General features: G+C 65.5%; 16 protein-coding genes and 4 pseudogenes. 6 read left to right on the forward strand and 14 right to left on the reverse strand.

Features of this window, described 5'->3' with window-relative positions; translation table 11 throughout:
• Positions 1 to 107 precede the first annotated feature (107 nt).
• Together FHG54_RS10555 and FHG54_RS10560 are read left to right on the forward strand one after the other, a co-directional pair.
• Positions 108 to 1,064 (forward strand): ornithine cyclodeaminase family protein, encoded by a 957-nt coding sequence (locus FHG54_RS10555; protein ID WP_168197161.1) that lies wholly within the window; start codon positions 108 to 110, stop codon positions 1,062 to 1,064.
• Between the two features lie 135 nt (positions 1,065 to 1,199).
• Entirely contained in the window at positions 1,200 to 2,645 is a 1,446-nt protein-coding gene (locus FHG54_RS10560; RefSeq protein WP_139417236.1) for a DUF1254 domain-containing protein, read from the forward strand.
• 61 nt (positions 2,646 to 2,706) lie between these two features.
• Here FHG54_RS10560 and FHG54_RS10565 read toward each other — a convergent pair whose 3' ends face one another.
• The 4 genes from FHG54_RS10565 to FHG54_RS10580 form a co-directional block, all read right to left on the reverse strand.
• Positions 2,707 to 3,354: an RraA family protein gene (locus FHG54_RS10565; RefSeq protein WP_139417237.1), complete on the reverse strand. Its 648-nt coding sequence runs from the start codon at positions 3,352 to 3,354 to the stop codon at positions 2,707 to 2,709.
• Between the two features lie 5 nt (positions 3,355 to 3,359).
• A complete protein-coding gene (locus FHG54_RS10570; RefSeq protein WP_139417238.1) occupies positions 3,360 to 3,779 on the reverse strand; it encodes a VOC family protein in 420 nt (139 codons plus the stop codon).
• A gap of 95 nt (positions 3,780 to 3,874) precedes the next feature.
• Positions 3,875 to 4,819 carry a DUF5996 family protein gene (locus FHG54_RS10575; RefSeq protein WP_139417239.1) on the reverse strand — a complete coding sequence of 315 codons (945 nt, stop codon included), beginning with the start codon at positions 4,817 to 4,819 and terminating at the stop codon, positions 3,875 to 3,877.
• Positions 4,820 to 4,856: 37 nt separating this feature from the next.
• On the reverse strand, positions 4,857 to 5,438 hold the full coding sequence (locus tag FHG54_RS10580; RefSeq protein ID WP_198169856.1) for a hypothetical protein: 582 nt from the start codon (positions 5,436 to 5,438) through the stop codon (positions 4,857 to 4,859).
• Between the two features lie 550 nt (positions 5,439 to 5,988).
• On the opposite strand from FHG54_RS10580, the gene FHG54_RS10585 reads away from it, so the two are divergent.
• Positions 5,989 to 6,771, forward strand: a complete 783-nt coding sequence (locus FHG54_RS10585) for an SDR family NAD(P)-dependent oxidoreductase (RefSeq protein ID WP_139417241.1) — start codon at positions 5,989 to 5,991, stop codon at positions 6,769 to 6,771.
• A 204-nt stretch (positions 6,772 to 6,975) separates the two neighbouring features.
• Here the strand turns inward: FHG54_RS10585 and FHG54_RS10590 are convergent, their stop codons facing one another.
• The 7 genes and pseudogenes from FHG54_RS10590 to FHG54_RS10620 form a co-directional block, all read right to left on the reverse strand.
• Positions 6,976 to 7,923: a hypothetical protein gene (locus tag FHG54_RS10590; protein ID WP_139417242.1), complete on the reverse strand. Its 948-nt coding sequence runs from the start codon at positions 7,921 to 7,923 to the stop codon at positions 6,976 to 6,978.
• Entirely contained in the window at positions 7,920 to 8,252 is a 333-nt protein-coding gene (locus tag FHG54_RS10595; RefSeq protein WP_139417243.1) for a PadR family transcriptional regulator, read from the reverse strand. Before FHG54_RS10595 ends, FHG54_RS10590 begins: the two co-directional genes overlap by 4 nt.
• A 528-nt stretch (positions 8,253 to 8,780) precedes the next feature.
• Positions 8,781 to 9,188, reverse strand: coding sequence for a hypothetical protein (locus FHG54_RS10600; RefSeq protein ID WP_139417244.1), 408 nt, complete (start codon positions 9,186 to 9,188; stop codon positions 8,781 to 8,783).
• 98 nt (positions 9,189 to 9,286) lie between these two features.
• Positions 9,287 to 11,152, reverse strand: coding sequence for an alpha/beta hydrolase (locus tag FHG54_RS10605; RefSeq protein ID WP_139417245.1), 1,866 nt, complete (start codon positions 11,150 to 11,152; stop codon positions 9,287 to 9,289).
• A complete protein-coding gene (locus FHG54_RS10610) occupies positions 11,149 to 11,424 on the reverse strand; it encodes a hypothetical protein (protein ID WP_139417246.1) in 276 nt (91 codons plus the stop codon). The genes FHG54_RS10605 and FHG54_RS10610 overlap by 4 nt, the downstream gene beginning before the upstream one ends.
• A gap of 12 nt (positions 11,425 to 11,436) precedes the next feature.
• On the reverse strand, positions 11,437 to 11,724 hold the full coding sequence (locus FHG54_RS10615; protein ID WP_232333767.1) for a WXG100 family type VII secretion target: 288 nt from the start codon (positions 11,722 to 11,724) through the stop codon (positions 11,437 to 11,439).
• A gap of 319 nt (positions 11,725 to 12,043) precedes the next feature.
• A pseudogene (locus tag FHG54_RS10620) lies at positions 12,044 to 12,496 on the reverse strand (transposase); the annotation flags it as partial.
• 65 nt (positions 12,497 to 12,561) lie between these two features.
• Between FHG54_RS10620 and FHG54_RS10625 the strand changes: the two are divergent.
• Positions 12,562 to 13,775, forward strand: a protein-coding gene (locus FHG54_RS10625; protein ID WP_139416612.1) for an IS3 family transposase whose coding sequence is annotated in 2 segments (ribosomal slippage) — positions 12,562 to 12,856 and positions 12,856 to 13,775 — 1,215 coding nt in all. Because the reading frame shifts where the segments join, the coding sequence is not laid out codon by codon here.
• Between the two features lie 32 nt (positions 13,776 to 13,807).
• Here FHG54_RS10625 and FHG54_RS10630 read toward each other — a convergent pair.
• Both FHG54_RS10630 and FHG54_RS10635 read right to left on the reverse strand, forming a co-directional pair.
• Positions 13,808 to 14,605 (reverse strand): annotated as a pseudogene (locus FHG54_RS10630) (IS256 family transposase); the annotation flags it as partial.
• Positions 14,606 to 14,710: 105 nt separating this feature from the next.
• Positions 14,711 to 15,070, reverse strand: a complete 360-nt coding sequence (locus tag FHG54_RS10635) for a hypothetical protein (protein WP_139417248.1) — start codon at positions 15,068 to 15,070, stop codon at positions 14,711 to 14,713.
• Positions 15,071 to 15,324: 254 nt separating this feature from the next.
• Between FHG54_RS10635 and FHG54_RS10640 the strand changes: the two genes are divergently transcribed.
• Positions 15,325 to 15,960 (forward strand): hypothetical protein, encoded by a 636-nt coding sequence (locus tag FHG54_RS10640; protein ID WP_139417249.1) that lies wholly within the window; start codon positions 15,325 to 15,327, stop codon positions 15,958 to 15,960.
• 255 nt (positions 15,961 to 16,215) lie between these two features.
• Here the strand turns inward: FHG54_RS10640 and FHG54_RS10645 are convergent.
• A pseudogene (locus FHG54_RS10645) lies at positions 16,216 to 16,467 on the reverse strand (ATP-binding protein); the annotation flags it as partial.
• A 20-nt stretch (positions 16,468 to 16,487) separates the two neighbouring features.
• On the opposite strand from FHG54_RS10645, the pseudogene FHG54_RS10650 reads away from it, so the two are divergent.
• Positions 16,488 to 16,766: pseudogene (locus tag FHG54_RS10650) on the forward strand (ATP-binding protein); the annotation flags it as partial.
• Between the last annotated feature and the right edge of the window lie 90 nt (positions 16,767 to 16,856).

Raw genomic sequence — 16,856 nt, forward strand, 5'->3', positions numbered from 1 at the left:
GAGAGGTGCGCGAATCCTCAAGGCGCGCCTCGACATGTACGACGATTAGGGCTGCGGCGGCTCCAGATCTCCGAGCTCGCAGTCCTCCCCGGCTGATCGGAGTTCCCGTGGTCGCTCCTGCTTCGCTTCCGTACATCGACGGCGACGCCGCCCGCGCTGCGCTCCCCCTCCGTGACGCGATCGACGCCGTCGCCCGGGTCCTCGCGGTCGTCGATGCCGATGCACAGCCCGCTCGCACCTCCACAGCGCTGAGCCGCGGCCAGTTCCTCCTCATGCCGGGCGAGCTCGGCGAGTTCGCCGGATGCAAGGTACTCACGGTCGCCGAGCCCGGACTCGCACAGGCGCCCGAACGGATCCAGGGGATGATGCTGCTGTTCGATGCGCGCTCGCTCGCTCCCGTCGCCGTGCTCGACGGCGCCGCCCTCACCGCTCTGCGCACGCCCGCCGTCTCCGCCGCGATTGCGGACCTCGTCACCCCCGCGGACGCGTCGACGGTCGCCGTGTTCGGCACCGGCCCGCAGGCGCGGGCCCACATCGAGGCGATCCGTGCGATCCGCCCCGTGGCACGCACGTTCGTGGTCGGGCGCACCGCCGACCGGACTGCCGCTGCCGCCGCGAAGTGGAGCGACCACCGTCTCGCAGTGATCCCGGCCAGACCGGATATCGTCGCCGAGTGCGACATCGTCGTCTGCGCAACGACGGCCGCGGCACCGGTGCTCACCTCTGGAAGCATCGGGCCGCGCACCACCGTCGTGGCCGTCGGATCGCACGAGCCGCATCGCCGCGAGTTGCCCGGGGAGTTGCTCGGCCGGAGCCAAGTGCTGGTGGAGGGTCGCAGAGTGGCGCTGTCAGAAGCCGGCGACGTGATCATGGCGATCGCTGAGGGTGAACTCGACGACTCGGACCTCGTCACGTTCCGCGACATCGCGACAGGGTCGGCCGAAATCGCATTCGACAAACCCCGCGTGGTCAAGACGTGCGGCATGGTCTGGCAGGACGTGGTCATCGCCGCCGCTGTCGCCGCACGACGCGGCATCCGACTGCAAGAAGGAGATCTCGGCTGACGGTTCCCCTCACGACCGAGGAGTGGACGGACTTCGCGGCGTAGCAGTCATCGTCACCGTCGTGCGATCTCGGTGATGCGCCGTCGCGGACCGGGTGCCATGATGACGAGACATGATCTGCAAGGGGGAATGCGCATGTCGATCGAAGCAACCACAGGGGCGGGGCTGACGAAGGACGAGATGGCCGAGGAGGTGGCCCGTCTCTCAACGCCCGACCGCTTGTCGACGCCGTTCGGTGACTTCGAGTTCTTCGACGGCGTGCCTGAGCCGAACTCGGTTCAGACGATCTTCGACGGACTCGATCTCGTCCGCGGCATCACTGCGTTCCTCAACACGATCCCGGGTGCGTCACTCGTCGCCATGCGGCACGGGCTGCGCATCGCCGGCGTCGACTCGCCCGACAAGATCGCGTTCACCGATCCGAAATGCAACTCCGGCGCTCTCTGGCTCACGCCGAACACCGAGACCACCTACGGCGTCGCCTTCCTCGATCTGCTGGCGTGGGGTCCGACGGTGATCGAGGCGCCCCCGCAGGCGCTCGGCGTCGTCGACGACTTCTGGTTCCGGTACGTCGCCGACATGGGCATCGCAGGCCCCGACAAGGGCGCCGGCGGCAAGTACCTCTTCCTGCCGCCGGGCTACGACGGCGAGCGGCCCGACGGGTACTACACCTACGAGAGCCCGACGTTCACGAACTTCGTCGTGATCCGCGCCTTGGGCGGCGTGCCATCCATCTTGCAGTCCCGTATCTACCGATTGAGTGACGCCGCGGCCCCGCCGGAGAACACGTTCGTGAACATCGCCGACCAGGTCTTCAACACGATCCACTCGAACGACTTCTCGTTCTTCGATGAGGTCGCCGAACTCGTCGCCGAAGAACCAGCCGCCGCGCTCGACCCGGAGCGCGCGGGCACGCTGGCCGCCCTCGGCATCGCACACGGAGTGCCCTTCGCACCCGATGAGCATCGGCGCGGGATCCTCGACGACGCCGCCCGCATCGGTGCCGGAATGGCGCGTGCCAACCTCTACCGGCCGCGCAACCCGGAGTCGTACCGCTGGGATGGGTCGTCGTGGAAGGAGGGGTTCGTCGGCGGCAGCTACGAGTTCTTGAACGACGGTGCGCGCAATCTCGATGCCCGTACGCTCTTCCACTATGCGGCGACGGTGATCACGCCGGCGATGGCGCACGCACAGGTCGGCGCCGGCTCGGCCTACATCTACACCGCTCAAGACGCAGATGGCGCCCTGCTGGATGGAGCTGCCACGTACTCGCTGACGATCCCGCCGAACCCGCCGGCGAAGAACTTCTGGGCGTTCGACCTGTACGACACCCAGACCCGTTCGCTACTGCAGTCAACGCTCTACCCGGCACTGTCCAGCCTCGGCGAGGGTCTCCAGGCCGAGGCCGACGGTTCGTACGTGCTGTGGTTCGCGCCGACCGCCCCGGAAGACAAGGAATCCAACTGGATCCCGACGCTGCCCGGCAAATCGTGGTGGCCCCTGCTGCGCCTCTACGGCCCGCTCGAGTCATGGTTCGACAACACCTGGCGCCTGCCCGAGATCGTCCGCGTGAGCGAGTGAGTCACGAGTTTCTGCCCGGCCTTGCGCAGTTGCGCTGTCAACCGGGGGTTCGAGGGTTGGATCATCGTCGAAACTCCTCGGGCCGCTCATTGCGAACTTGTTCCACCGCTCGGGCGTCTTCGGCGTCGACGGTGCGTGCCTCGGCGAGGACCCGATCGATGCTGCCGGCCGGGATCACCACGGCCCCGGCGGTGTCCGCGTAAATGTAGTCGCCCGGGACGACCGTCACGCCGGCGATTTCGACTGCGACGTCGGCCGCGTATGGCACCACGGTGCTCCCGCCCCATCGGGTCGCCTCGCCTCGGCACCAAGTAGAGAATTCAAAGCCGCCCAGCTGAGCGAAGTCCCGCAGCCGCCCATCGGCGAGAACGCCGGCGATGTGTCGGTGTTCGCCGCGTGAAAGCTTGATGCCCCCTCCGTGAGACGCGTCGGGATAGCCGCCGCTGGAAAGGACGAGTACCCGCCCTTGCGCGTCTGGCCCGACGGCCTGAGAGAAGACGCGGGCGAAGTCCGTCTGTTGCAGGTCGTCGCGGTACGGCAAGTAGGCGATGGTGGCAGCCGGCCCGAAGAGCGGACGGGTCGGATCGGGACTGATGAGGGGAAGGAGATCGGCTCGATGCGGGTGGATCCGGCCCACGGCGTCCACCAGGGCGGCGCATCCCAGTTCGGCGGCTTCAGCGGCTCGGTCCTGGGTGTCGTGATCGCTCATCAGGTCTACCCATCGGCCTTGGTCGGGCGGTCGGCGTACACGCCTTCGAGCATGCCTGTAGCCTGGCCGATCTCGATGAGGTAGCCGTCTGGGTCGCGCAGGTAGCATCGCAGTTCGGCTTTGCGATCGAGAGGCTCGGTGAGGAACTCGGCACCTTTGCCGACGGCGTGCGCATAGAACGCGGCGATATCGGCGACGCGGACATTGAGGAAGCTGGACACCGGGTCGCCTGGTTGCGGGACGGTCAAGGTGACTCCCGGCTTGTCCGGGGTGGGGCCGCCGCCGGGGTTCATGATGATCCAGCTACCCGCGATCTTCACGATCGCCGGATTCTCTTCCAGCACGACCTCGCCGCCGAAGACGTCGGCGTAGAAGGCCCGTGAGGTGGCGACGTCGCGGACGGTGATGAAGTGGGTGAGGACTATCCCCTCGACGGGGGGCCGGAAGGTTGTCGTGGGTGGTCATCGGTCTGTCCCTTGAATGAGTGCAGCCTGGTTGCTGCGGTCGTTGCTGTCGTGACCTAGCGGAGGTGGTTCCACCGGTCAGGGTCGTCTTCGAGCGTGTCCCGGTCCCAATCGCCGTGTACGGCGGCGGCCCGATACGCAGAGTGCAGGAACTCCAGTACCGTTCGGTCGGGATCGTCAGTCGCGGCCACGGCTTCGTAGGGCAGCAGGAACTGGCCGTTCTCAGCGCTGTAATAGGCAGCGTCGGGTCCGACCCGATAGTCGGCGAAACCATCGGGCTCCGGGTAGGCATACGCGTAGAACGCGCCTTCCTCCCCGCCGCCGGGCCAGAACCCGCAGCTGAAGAGCTCCTGCGAGTAGCCCTCCACCATCACCCAATCGCCCACGTTCGGGGCACCGCCGGGATGCTTGGGCGCGTCCCTGCCGGAGAACCGGGTGCAGGCGAGATCCATCGACCCCCAGAAGAAGTGAACCGGGCTGACCTTACCGACGAAGTGCGACCGGAACTCGTCCATCACCCGGTGCGCCTGCAGCAGCTGCTCCCAGAACAGGCGCGCCGCAGCGCGGTCGTAGGAGGCATGCTCGGTGTCCTCGGCGAACGGGATGGCGGGATCCACCTCGTTCGGCCCGGATGAGATCTCGGCTTCGATGCCCAACTCGCTCAGCGCTTGCAAGGTCTGAGCGTGGAACTCCGCCACCGGCTTCGCCTCCAGTCGGACGGTTCGAGCGTCGCCGTCGCTGTTGCGAAGGCGGAGTTGGTGGTCGATGAAGTCGAACTCGAGATCGAACAGCCGGCGCCCGGCGGGAATGCTGCCGGTGCTCAGCCCGCGCGGGGTGACGTAGAGGGTCACCTGCCACCAGTGGTTGACCAGTGGCGCGTGCACGAGCCGGACCTTGCCAACGATCTGGGTCCACATGTGCAAAGTGTCACGGGTCGCCGTCCAGTCGTCGACTCTCAGCTGGGGCCAGACCCTGTTCGGTGTCGGCGTATCTGTGCTCATGATCTTCTCCATCAGGGAGAGCGGGACTCAATGAGGGTTAGAGGAGCAGCTCGATGAGCGGGTTCAGGAAGTAGCGCAGTGAGTATGCCTCCCACACCGCACCGAGAACGAGCAACGCGAGCGCCGGCAGCGCCAGCAGGCCGAGCCGTTGCAGACCCCGGACATAGCCTTGGCGCCGGTTCTTCGCACCGACGGTTCGGGGGAAGAGCCAGTGCGTGCCCAGGAGGTATACGCCGAGCAGGAGCAGTATGTAGGCCTGGAACTCGATCACGAGCGTCAGTGAGTGCGGAATGAGCACGACCCATCTCTCGGGTGAGGCCGGAACGAGCGTGATGCCGGTCTCGACCGCCCAATAGCCGAAGAACGCGAGACCGGCGAACGGCACGATGACCGACGGCAGCACGATGGTCAGCAGGCTGAGCCGGAAGAGGTTGACAGCCAGGATCGTGAGCGCGAACAGCGGCGGGGTGGTGACGAGCCAGCGGACCAACTCGCCGGTGCCGTCGGTCTCCAGGGACGCGGCCCGCAATGCGTTGAGGTCGGGGAAGATGAGCCCGATCGCGAACCCGATGATGAAGAGGCCGTAGGCCGCCGCGTTGATGATGAGATACGCGCGCATGTGTTGACGGATGATTCGGAAGGGCCGCCGCCAGAAGGGCCCGCGTTGGGCCGACGCCTTGGGAGGGGCGTCGGTCATGGATGTGCTCGGCGAGTGGACGGATGCCATCGGTGCGTCTCCTTCTCAGATCTGCGATGCGTCGAATGCTGTGGCGCAAGTCCACACCGTGTTCTCGGAACCAGGTCAAGCGGCGGGGTCTGCGCGGCACAGTCGGAGAACCTCCTAGGCGGCCGGCGGGCGATGGTCTCCGGGAGACCTGCTTCGGACCCGGCCCGCTTACGGCGTCGAGCGAGACGTTCGGCACATGGTCCGAACACGGCTCCACTGTGCAGGACTTCCGGATCTCCCGGCTCGGCCTCCTGCGCGGGGGCAGGAGCTGCACGGCGCGGTCGTTGGGGCCGCCCGGGTTCGCGTGGCACGCATCCCCGCAACCGACGTATGGTGAGCAGGGATACTGCGCAGTTCTTCATCCCGGCTGGTGGCGGGCCGAGTCGACCACACCGATCCGCGCTTCCCGCGGCGCATCACCTCAAGGAACAGGAGTACCAGGATGCCTGAAACGAACTCGCTCGGACTCGCCGAGAAGAACGGCCTCGTCACCGCTGCCGGAGACGGGATCGGCCGGGCCAGCGCCTTGGCCTTCGCGGCGGCCGGAGCGCGCGTGTTGATCTCGGACATCGCGCCTGAAGGTCTCGAGGAGACTGCGCGATTGATCCGCGAGGCCGGCGGCATCGTCGAGACCATGGTCGGCGACGCATCCGCTGAATCCATGGCGGAAGCGAGCGTCGCTCGGGTCGTCGAACTGTGGGGGTCTCTCGACTTCGCCCACAACAACGCCGGTATCGGCGCGCCGAACGCTCCGTTCACCGAACAGGACCGCGCCGCTTGGGAGCGCATCTTCTCCGTCAACGTGTTCGGGACCATGGCCTTCATGAAGCACGAGCTCCGTCAGATGGAGAAGCAAGCCTCCGGCGCCATCGTGAACACTGCGTCGATGGCGGGTAAGGACGGATCCCCCGGGCTGTCGCCGTATGTCGCTTCGAAGTGGGCAGTGAACGGTATGACGCAGACCGCTGCACTCGAGTACGCCGCGAGGGGTATCCGCGTCAACTCGATCTGCCCCGGAGCGACGCTGACGACTGCACTGCGAACCTGGCGAGCCTCTTCGCCCGAGGCGTACGACGCCGTCGCCGCATCCATCCCGATGCGACGGATGGGTGAGCCGGAGGAGCAGGCCGCGGCGGCCGTGTGGCTCTGCTCCGCCCAGGCGAGCTACATCACCGGCACCCTGCTCAATGTCGAAGGCGGCGACGGCATCCTCGGCAAGCAGTAGCCCCAAGCGCGCCAGCGGACCGATCGCAACCCACAGCCGGACACGGTCCAGCGTGCACATTCGCTGGGTCTGCCGACGCCACCGCCTGGTGACCCGCCCCGCTGAGGGATGGCTTAGTGCTTTCTCTCTCTTCGACACCCTCTTCGACGTTCTACGCGGAGAGGGGGTCGATGGGGATTGAGCATCGTTCAGCGCCAGAGGCCGCTAAACCGCCGGCGCGGGGCTGCCCTGGCGCAAGTGGCGGGCGGTGAGCACGAGGTCGAGCAGGCAGATCGCGGCGACGAGGAGGAGGCATCCTCTTGTCACGGAGTCGGCGTAGGGCTGCGCGAAGATCGGACCGGCTGCCACCCACCAGACGAGCAGGACGACCCAGAGCGTGTTCCCGACGATGGCGAGCAGCCTGGTTGTGCGTGTCCAGCGCCCCGCGACGAGAACGGCGATCATGCTTGCCAAGGTCGCCGCCCAGAGCACGATCGCCCATGGACCCCGCGTGGCCAAGAAGGCCTCGTCGATCACGAACGCGTCGAGGAGCGGCTGCGGCAACTCGGGCCACAACGTGGCGAGGTTGATCGCGGCCACCAGAGCTGCGATGCCCACGAGTGCGCCCGCGATCGCGAGCACATAGAGCGGGCGACTGATGCGGTCGCGGTCGAGCGCCGCTGCTGCCCGGGGCGTCCACTCCGGAGCATCACCGCCGCGCCGCGCCGCCATCACTGCCGCCACGATGCTCAGCGAAACGAGCAGACCCGGCCACCAGAACGCGCCGAGACCCGCGGACAGCCACCAGGTGCCGAGCCGACTGAGCCAGTCGTCGCCGGCGCCGGTCGCGGGGGCGGTGTAGGCCGCGATGAGCGTGATCACCCACTGCACCGCCACGCCGCCGAGCGAGATCCATGCGAATCGGGGCGCGTCCGCAGGTCGGATGATCGTGAACCCGGCGGGTCGGTAGCGGTCGGCAACGTCGGCGGGTCGCCCGAACTCCGCGAGCAGTTCGAGCGTCGTCGCGGTGTCGGGCTCGTTGTCGCCGACGCGCCCGCGCAGTTCCTCGGTGAGCAGCGAGCGCAGTTCGAACCCAACGTCGGTGCGCTGCCGCTTCGGTAGGTGGCGTACGACTTCGGTGACGTAGGACTGTATGAGGGCATCCGGCTTCATTGCTTCTCTCCGTCCAAGAGTTGGGACATGACGGTTGCGAGAGAGGCCCACGATGCAGACAGCTCTCGATAGAGCTCGGCGCCGATGGCGTTGAGCGAGTAATACCGACGTGGTGGGCCGTTCTCCGCCTTCCACTGCGAGGCGAGGAGTCCTTGGGCCTCGAGCCGTCGCAGCAGGGGGTACAGCGTGCCTTCTTCAATGGGCAGCCCGCGCTTGGCAAGCGCCTGGCGCAGTGAGTAGCCGTACTGCTCCTCGCGGAGCTGGGACAGAACGGCGAGCACGAGGACGCCCTTGCGAAGGTCCTGTTCGTGCTTCGCGATCGCTACCATGCGGCATACATTACATAGTGCTACACAGTACCGCAAGCAGACCGGCCCGCTCGCTCGCGTGAATGCGACCCTGACTCTCACCGATTCCAGGTATCGGGGGTGCGCCGGGGGTGCGCGACTTGAAGGCTGAGAGCCGAAGCGGGCGAGCAGAGGGGCTAAGAACGCCGTCTAGTCAGCCGTTTGAGTGGTAGGGCGGACGGGACTTGAACCCGTGACCGATGGCTTAGACCGGGCGCGACTCCCCCGGCCGAACACCTGGAGATACCTCGAGTGATCTCGAGCTGATCAGGTTCTTCTCGTCGAACCTGCGATCAGTCTATCGAATTGCCTCGGCTCGCCTCGGGCGGGATCGAATCGATAAACGACCAATAAACGTGCACGCATCAAGTGCGATTCGATCTCCAGCCCCCCTCAGCTCAGCGCACCTCTGGATCCAGCACGATCCTGGGCACTTCTCGCGGCCCCTCAAGAACTAAAAGCTCAGCGGCAGTTTCCAGCACTTCCGAGCCCGGTGCATCAGCAATGAGCTCATGGATCGGGATTCTCGGTGTCAATGATTTCGCTCGCGTCGCCGACTGCGCACAACGACTCAGCTTCGATCACGGTCTGGTCGATGTCGGCGTACAGGACGATGCCTTCGAGCGGTCCAGCTTCACCGTACAGACGGATGAGGGTGTCGTCCGGGCTGCTGGCTTCGACGGTTCGGGTGACCATCCCGAGGCTCGTCCAGTGCGCCTCGACGGTTGCGATCGTGGATTCAGGGTCTGCACCCGGGCCGGTGGTGTCGCCAACGAAGGTGACACCTGTTTCGCCGTCCTTTAAGGTGCAGTCCTCGATTCCGAGATCATCGAACGGTGACCAACCTTCGGTTCCGAGTTCGGCGATGGTGGAGCTCAGAACATCGACCACCGACTGTCGAGATTTCTCGGGAGTCATGGATTCCTCCTTCGACGGGGCTGGAGAGCCGCATGCGGTGAGCGCGGCCAGCGAGAGCGAGAAGGCTACGAAGGCATACGGTAGGCGGCGTCTGGGCCTCACAGGCTCGGTCCCCTCATTCCTTCGAGCAGCATTCGCTGGGTGTCTGTCATCTGCGGCGGGGTGTGCACGCTCATCCGCTCTGGCTGTCCCGTGGTGGCGAAGGCGACGTTGGACAACGATTCGGTTCGTCTATCGAGATACCCGAAATCCGGCGCCTTCATCGTAGTGCTGTGGTCCGTGACCGGGTTTTTCGCGGGATCCCCATCAATGCCATTCGTGCCGAAGGTCGTGGCGCCGAAACTGTCGTCCATAGGGTTTGCTCGCCCGCTGCCCTCGCGACCTGTCCATGCCCACTGATCTCCATCGCCTGCTTCTAGTTGAGGGATCACGTCCTGCGCCTGCCCAGCGTAGAACGTGTCAGCTTGCACAGAGTCGGCCGTGCCGATAACTGGCTCGATACCGGCCGAGCCAATGCTGACGAACGCGTCGACGTTCAAATCGGATCGGTAAAGCGCAAGAGTTGCCGTTGTTGTGCCATAAGAATGGCCGACGACGTTCAATGAAACGTCTCGCCCCTCTCGCGTTGCGTTGAACCCCTCGAGGTCTCGGATGAGGTTGCCCGCTCCGGTGTCGGCGTAGTCGCCGTGAAGAACACCGAAGTTGAAGTCCGGATATCCAGGAACCGGTGGCGTCTCGTATCCAACCCAGGCCACAACCGAGTGCGCTGTTCCACCATCAACAGCGTGCTGTGCGAGATAGAGATTCTGGGCCGCTGCAGTCCAACCGCTCATGTCCGCAGTGGTCGCGCTCATACCCGGGATCGCGTAGGTGACGTTCTCAGCGGAGTCAAGATCACCGACCGCGATCTGTGCAAGCGGCGGGTTGTCATCTGTGAGGCCAACCAGCTGACGTTCAACGCCACTTCGCGTATCGAGGGCGTCCTTGATGTTCAAGAGCGCATCGAGCTTCTGCTGTGGTAGCTCGAGGTTGACGGCGTAGGGGCGTTGAGTGGCGGCCTCTGCACGTGTCCTTGCAATGTCGGCCTTGGCTGCTTTGATCTCAGCGGCGAGTTGGATCCTGTTGGCTTTGTCGCGTGCCCAGTAGGCGACGCCGCCGAGGTTGCCGATGACGGCGGGCATCGCGGCGATCAACGCTAGATGTTCGGAGGCAGGCGTGCCTGCATCGCCGTCGAGGTTGTAGCCGTTCCACCATGCGGCGACGTCTTCGGGTGCTGCGCGGGCGACGAGGTCGGCGAGGTTCGGGTTCATCGCCAGGGCCGCACGGATCTCTGCGGCACTCAGCCCGGCAAGGAGCGCGAGCGCAGCAGCGGGTGTCGTCTCGGTGCTGATCGCGTCCATCCGGCCGAGTTGACCGCGAGACTCCAGACCGGTCAATGACGCGATGCACTCCCGGTCGGCCGATTCCCGCCGGGCGACGAGTTCATCGCGCTGCGCCTCGATGAGCGCCAACTTGCTGGCCGCTCCCTCGAGGAGGTCGTCGACACGCGCGATCTCCGAACTCGGGCCGAGCGGCGCCCCCGGCGTAGCAGCTTCCGCCGTCAACCGATCAAGAGACCTATTCCACGAGCCGACATCACTGTGGATGCCGCGCGCTTTCGCTTCGAGCGCATGAGATTCCCCCGCGATCTGCTCGATCGTCGTGGCGTAGCGATCGAGTGCTGCGGCATCGATCTCGAGGCTGTTGACGAGATTCTGGATGTCGGCAGTGGTCGCTGCGACAGCGCCGGTGAAGGCGACCGCCGTCACGCTCGACCATTGAGCCCCGGCTGCGGTCGCGGCGCGTTCGACAGCCGGCACAGTCGTGCCACGCAGCGTTTCCGCCTTCGATCGTCGGAGACCGGCCGCATACCGAAGATCGTCAACGCTGCCGGCGCCGGGCTGCTGCCTCGTCCACTCGTTCATCGTGTGGTCGCCGACGACGCCAGCTGACGATCAGCGTTCTCCATCTCGGAGACAAACACGCGGGCGCCGCCGGCAGCATCCGTCAACATCGCGGTGACGGCCGTACCAAGCGCGGCCTGCAGCTGAGCCGACCGATCTGCGGCGTCGACGACAGCCTGGGACCCCGCGAACACGACCGTTCGCGGCATGCTCGACAGTGGTACCACCGCATTCTCGAGCGTCGCCGAGATATCGGTGATGAACGCCCCCGAGACTCTCAGTTCAGAGCTCATCGGCGGGGAGCGCTACCGGGCGATGCGCGAAGCGATCTGCGCATCGACGTCGCCCAGCGTCGTCGCCGTCGTACGGAGGAACAACGCGAGGTCGTCGAGCCCGCCGATCGCGTTCGTCGCACCCGACGTGAACCGGTTGTACGCATCAGCGAACGCACCCGACGCCTTGTCGGTCGTGAAGCCCTGAGCGACGAGCGCATTGATCTGACCCTGCAGCTTCGCGAGCGTCGTGTTGATCTCGTCACGGCCCACCGCGAGCTGGTCGGCCTTCGCGTTCAGCTCACCGAAAGTGACGTTCATGTTCGCCATGCTGGTTCCCCAAGTCTCTGATGGTCGGCGCAGTCGCCGACGCAACTGGCATCGAGCCTATGCCACCGCAGACCACCGAATTGCGCTTTTCCACAGGCTTCCGCCCGCTCCTTCAGCGGCGGTCGAGGTGGGAGCGGGCTTCATTCCGATGACATCAGGGCTACCCCTGAGATTCGCTCCTGCGCGTACTGCTCGACGACTCGAGCCAGCCGCAGGCGTCCGACTCCGCGCTCGCGCGTCGGTTAGGCTCGTCGCGGTCAAGTCCCGGGTAGTGGTGTAGCGGCTGGTGGTCCTTCGGGTTGGTGATTGGTCAGGCGGTCAACGCGAGGGGTGGGTCGGTGGTCACCTCGTTTCCGGTGTCGGGCACGAGGTTGAGTCGGCAGCGGGCGAGGACATCCAAGCCGAGGTAGCGGCGGCCTTCGGCCCATTCGTCGGTCTGTTCGGCCAGCACGGCGCCGACGAGGCGGATGATCGCGTCCCGATTCGGGAAGATGCCAACACTGTCGGTGCGGCGGCGGATCTCCTTGTTGAGCCGTTCGGCGGGGTTGTTCGACCAGATCTGCATCCACACGTCCTTCGGGAAAGTCGTGAACGCGAGGATGTCCGCGCGGGCCGCGTCGAGGTGCTCAGCAACCTTGGGCAGCTTCTCGCTCACGTAGTCGATGAGCCGGTCGAACTGGGCGTGCACACTGTCGGCGTCGGGCTGGTCGTAGACGGAGTGCAGCATCGCTTTCACGGCCGGCCACATGCTCTTCGGGCAGATGGGACTGCTGAAGGTTTGGTTGACTCCTGACCCGCATCTGTTGGGGTGCGGGAGGATGGAGCATCATGCCCAAGAAGTACACGGATGAATTCAAGCGCGATGTCGTCGCGGTGGTTCGGCAGGGAGGGGCGACGCAGCGGCAGATCGCGGCGGACTTCGGGATCTCGAAGACCGCACTGTCGACCTGGATCCAGAAGGTCGAGCTCGAGGAGCGGGGGCTGATCGATCGTGCACCCGATGGGAGTCTGCCGGCCGGTGATGACGGGGTCGCGTTGCGGGAAGCGTTGAAGCGGATTCGGCTGCTCGAGCAGGAGGCCGAGGTCATGCGCCGCGCGGTCGCGTATCTGTCCCAGGCGGCACTCCCAAAATGATGTACCCGCTGGTCCGTGACCTTGCCGATACGACCGCGCCCGTCCGGGTGCCGGTCGCGGTGACCTGCCGGGTGCTCGGCTTTTCGAAGCAGGGCTATTACGCATGGGTGGCCAACCCGGTCTCTGACCGGGACTGGGGCGAAGCGCATCTGATCAACGCCGCGTACGACGTCCATCACGACGATCCGGCGTTCGGGTATCGACTGATCAGCGACGAACTCGCCGAGCAGGGGTTCGTGCTCAGTGAGCGGCGGGTGTGGCGGCTCTGCTCGCAGCAGGGCTTGTGGAGCGTGTTCGCGAAGAGGAAGAGCAAACGGCCTCGCCCCGGGCCTCCCGTGCACGACGATCTCTGCGCCGTGACCGATGAGCACGGGCGGATTCGGCACGAGTTCACCGCTGACGGCCCGAACGAGTTGTGGTTGACCGACATCACCGAGCACAAGACCGCCGAGGGCAAGCTGTATCTCTGCGCGATCAAGGACGTGTACTCGAACCGGATCGTGGGCTACTCGATCGACTCGCGGATGAAGGCGCGTCTGGCCGTCGACGCTCTCACCATGGCTGTCACACACCGAGGGAACCCGCGGGGCGTGATCGTGCACTCCGATAGGGGGTCGCAATTCCGTGCCAGGAAATACGTTCGCGCGCTGCGCCAGCACAAGCTGCACGGATCAATGGGCCGTGTCGGGGCGTGTGGCGATAACGCGGCGATGGAATCGTTTTTCGCCTTGCTGCAGAAGAACGTCCTCGATCGGCAGAAGTGGACCACCCGGGAAGAGCTCAGACGAGCGATGATCACCTGGATCGAACGGACCTATCACCGGCGGCGACGCCAACGCGGACTCGGCAAGCTCACGCCCATCGAGTTCGAGACCATAATGAGAACCGACGTCGCTCTCGCGGCATAAGGACACGAGTCAACTCAACCTTCAGCAGTCCCGATCGACATCAGGTTCGCGGCGTAGTGGGTTCGGCACCGCTGCCAGCTGGCGGCGGGCAGGTTCGCCGCGATCGCGTCGCGGAGCCCGGCGTGCGCGTCGGACGTGACCAGGCGCACCCCGGACAAGCCGCGGGCGACGAGGTCGGCGAAGAACGTGTTCCACGCCGCCCCGGTCTCACTGGTCGCGACGCGCACGCCGAGGACCTCGCGGTGTCCGTCGCCGTTCACACCGGTGGCCAGCATCACGACGGCGTTGATCACCCGCCCGCCTTCACGGACCTTCATGGTCAGCGCGTCCGCGGCGACGAACGTGAACGGGCCCGCGTCGCCGAGGGGGCGGTGCCGGAACTGGTCGACGTGTTCGTCGAGGTCGGCCGCCATGCGGGAGACCTGCGACTTCGACAACGAGTGGATCCCAAGCTGTTTGACGAGCTTGTCCATCCGCCGGGTGGACACGCCGGCCAGGTAGCAGTCCGCGACCACGGTGATCAGGGCGGACTCCGCCCGCTTCCGTCGCTCGAGCAGCCAGTCCGGGAAGTACGTACCCTGCCGCAGCTTCGGCACGGCGACGTCGATCGTGCCGACCCGGGTATCCAGGTCGCGGTGCCGGTACCCGTTGCGCTGCGCGATCCGATCCGGGGACGCCTTGCCCCATTCGGCGCCCACGACGGCGTCAGCGTGTTCGGACAGCAGTGCGTTGATCATCGTCTGCAGCAGGCTGCGCATCAGATCCGGCGACGCATCGGTCAGGGCTTCGACCAGCAGGCCGGAAGGGTCGACAATATGAGGAGCGGTCATCGTGAGATGTCCTTTCGAGTGGGTTGTAGGAGATTCCTCGAAGGGCCACCACGGTGACCGCGCCCACGTCCAAGACGAGGTCGGCCCCGGGCGGGCTACACCACTCTATGGGGCACTACTTCCCGAGCCGAAGAGCGTGTAGGTCGAACCGCCGTAGCTGGCGTCTGAGTAGACGGTACCAAGCACGACGCTGGACGCAGCCGTCGCGCTTCGACTCGTGACTTGGGTGAGCCCGTCGATGTAGGCGGATGCCTCCTCGGTCGTGTCGAAGCAGACCGGTTCGGGCGCAGTCTCGGTTGAACCGATGGGGAGCGCCTCGCCGACGCAATGCGTCTCGCCTTCGGACACGGAGGCAGACGCAGTCGCGCTCTGCACTGAAACGCTCGGCGCGGCGTGAGCAAGCGAAACAGGGGACAGCGCGCCGGCGACCAATGCGATCGCGGTCATGGTGACAGAGAGGTTCATCAGGTGGTTCCTTCGGGTCTTTCCAGATGACAGCGGATTCGCCGTCTACCACTGATGTCCCGATGGGCTGCCACGGTTGCATCTCCGCGACCACCGCGTTCCGAGTGAGGCGATTTGCAGAAAAGTGCAACCACCCGCCTCCATTCGGACATCAGTGATCAGGACCCGGTATCGGTGCCGCGTCCATGACTGGAGGGAACGCAATGTCAAAACTGCTGAGAATGGGGGCCGCAGTCGCGGCGGCATCACTCGCGATGGGTCTCCTGGCCACATCGCCAGCATTCGCAGACGAGCCATACCCAGACGCTTCGCCCGGACAGCTCACCGCGATCAATGAAGCCGGCGACTTCCTCACCGAGTACGGCGTCGATCAGGCGACTCAGGACGCACTCTTCGACAAGTTCCTGGCCGGCGAGCCGTGGGACTCGTTCACGAGCGCGTCGACCCCCGTTCGCGTCGAAGAATCGGTCGAGGACGGATACGACAAGACGGTCTCGTACTACTCGGACGGCTCCGTGGCTGTGTCCCGACTCGAGATCCCGGTGGCCCGCGCCAGCAGCGGCGGCATCAGTACCATGAGTGAGCCGAACGGCTGCACAATCGGAAGCGGCGGTGCACGTACCAACTGCAACGTCGACACCTGGGTCGGGCTCATCTCGATGGGCTTCAAGGCAAACTACAATGTCAGCAGCAACACCGTATCCAGCGTCTGGGGTGCATCGTGGACGATCGGCGGCTCGTGCTCGTCGTCGTTGGCCTACCTCGGACGTCCGAACAGCAACACCGGCCTCGAGACCGTTTCTGCGCAGATGTGCGGCGTGCCCTATGCCACGTCGTTCAACCTCCAGGTCCAGGTCTCGGGCGGCACGGCAACTGAGAGTTGGTGGTGATCTAGATGGTCGAGTGGCATCTGCTTGTCGCAGGACAGGTCGTTCTGCTCGCTGGAGTGGTGACTGCACTTGTGATCTGGGTGCGTCGACGCAACCACGCACGGCAGCGATAACTCGAACTCACGACCAGGCGGCCCTCCCTCGGGAGGGCCGCCTTTCGTACGCCCGGTCGAGATGTCGTAGCGTAGCTCAGCGACAACTCAGCCTGAGCTGACCGCACCACGTGGTGGATAACGCTCGAGTTCGGCGCTGTGCCTAGCTTGGGAGCTGCTGCCGGGCGTGGTTGAGTCGGTAGGAGGTGGTGCCGGTTTCGATGATGGTGCCGTTGAAGGTGAGTCGGTCGACGATCGCGGCGCAGAGGCGCGGGTCGGTGAAGGTCTTCGTCCAGCCACTGAACGATTCATTCGAGGCGATCGCGACGGAGGCTTTCTCTTCGCGTTCGGTGAGGACCTGGAAGAGGAGTTCGGCGCCGCGGCGGTCGAGTTCCATGTACCCGAGTTCGTCAATCTATGCGGATATCCGCATAGATTGACGAGGTCGGCTACCTCCCCTTCGAGCAAGACGCCGCGAACCTGTTCTTCCAACTCGTGTCGTCGCGGTACGAACACGCGTCGCTGATCCTGACGAGCAACCTACCGTTCAGCGGATGGGGCGGCGTATTCGGCGACCAGGTCGTCGCCGCCGCGATGATCGACCGCATCGTCCACCACGCCGACGTCCTCGCACTCAAGGGCGCCAGCTACCGGCTACGCGACCGCGGCATCGACACCCTGCCCAGCATCAGAGCCGAACAAGACCAGGGCTAAACTGCCCGCAGACCGTTCACTTTTCGACCGCCGCAAACGACCAGAATTCGAGCGTCGTCGACATTAGGGATTCTACGGAAGATGGCAAGA

It is taken from the genome of Agromyces laixinhei (assembly GCF_006337065.1).
In the GTDB taxonomy this organism is placed as follows: Bacteria; Actinomycetota; Actinomycetes; order Actinomycetales; family Microbacteriaceae; genus Agromyces; species Agromyces laixinhei.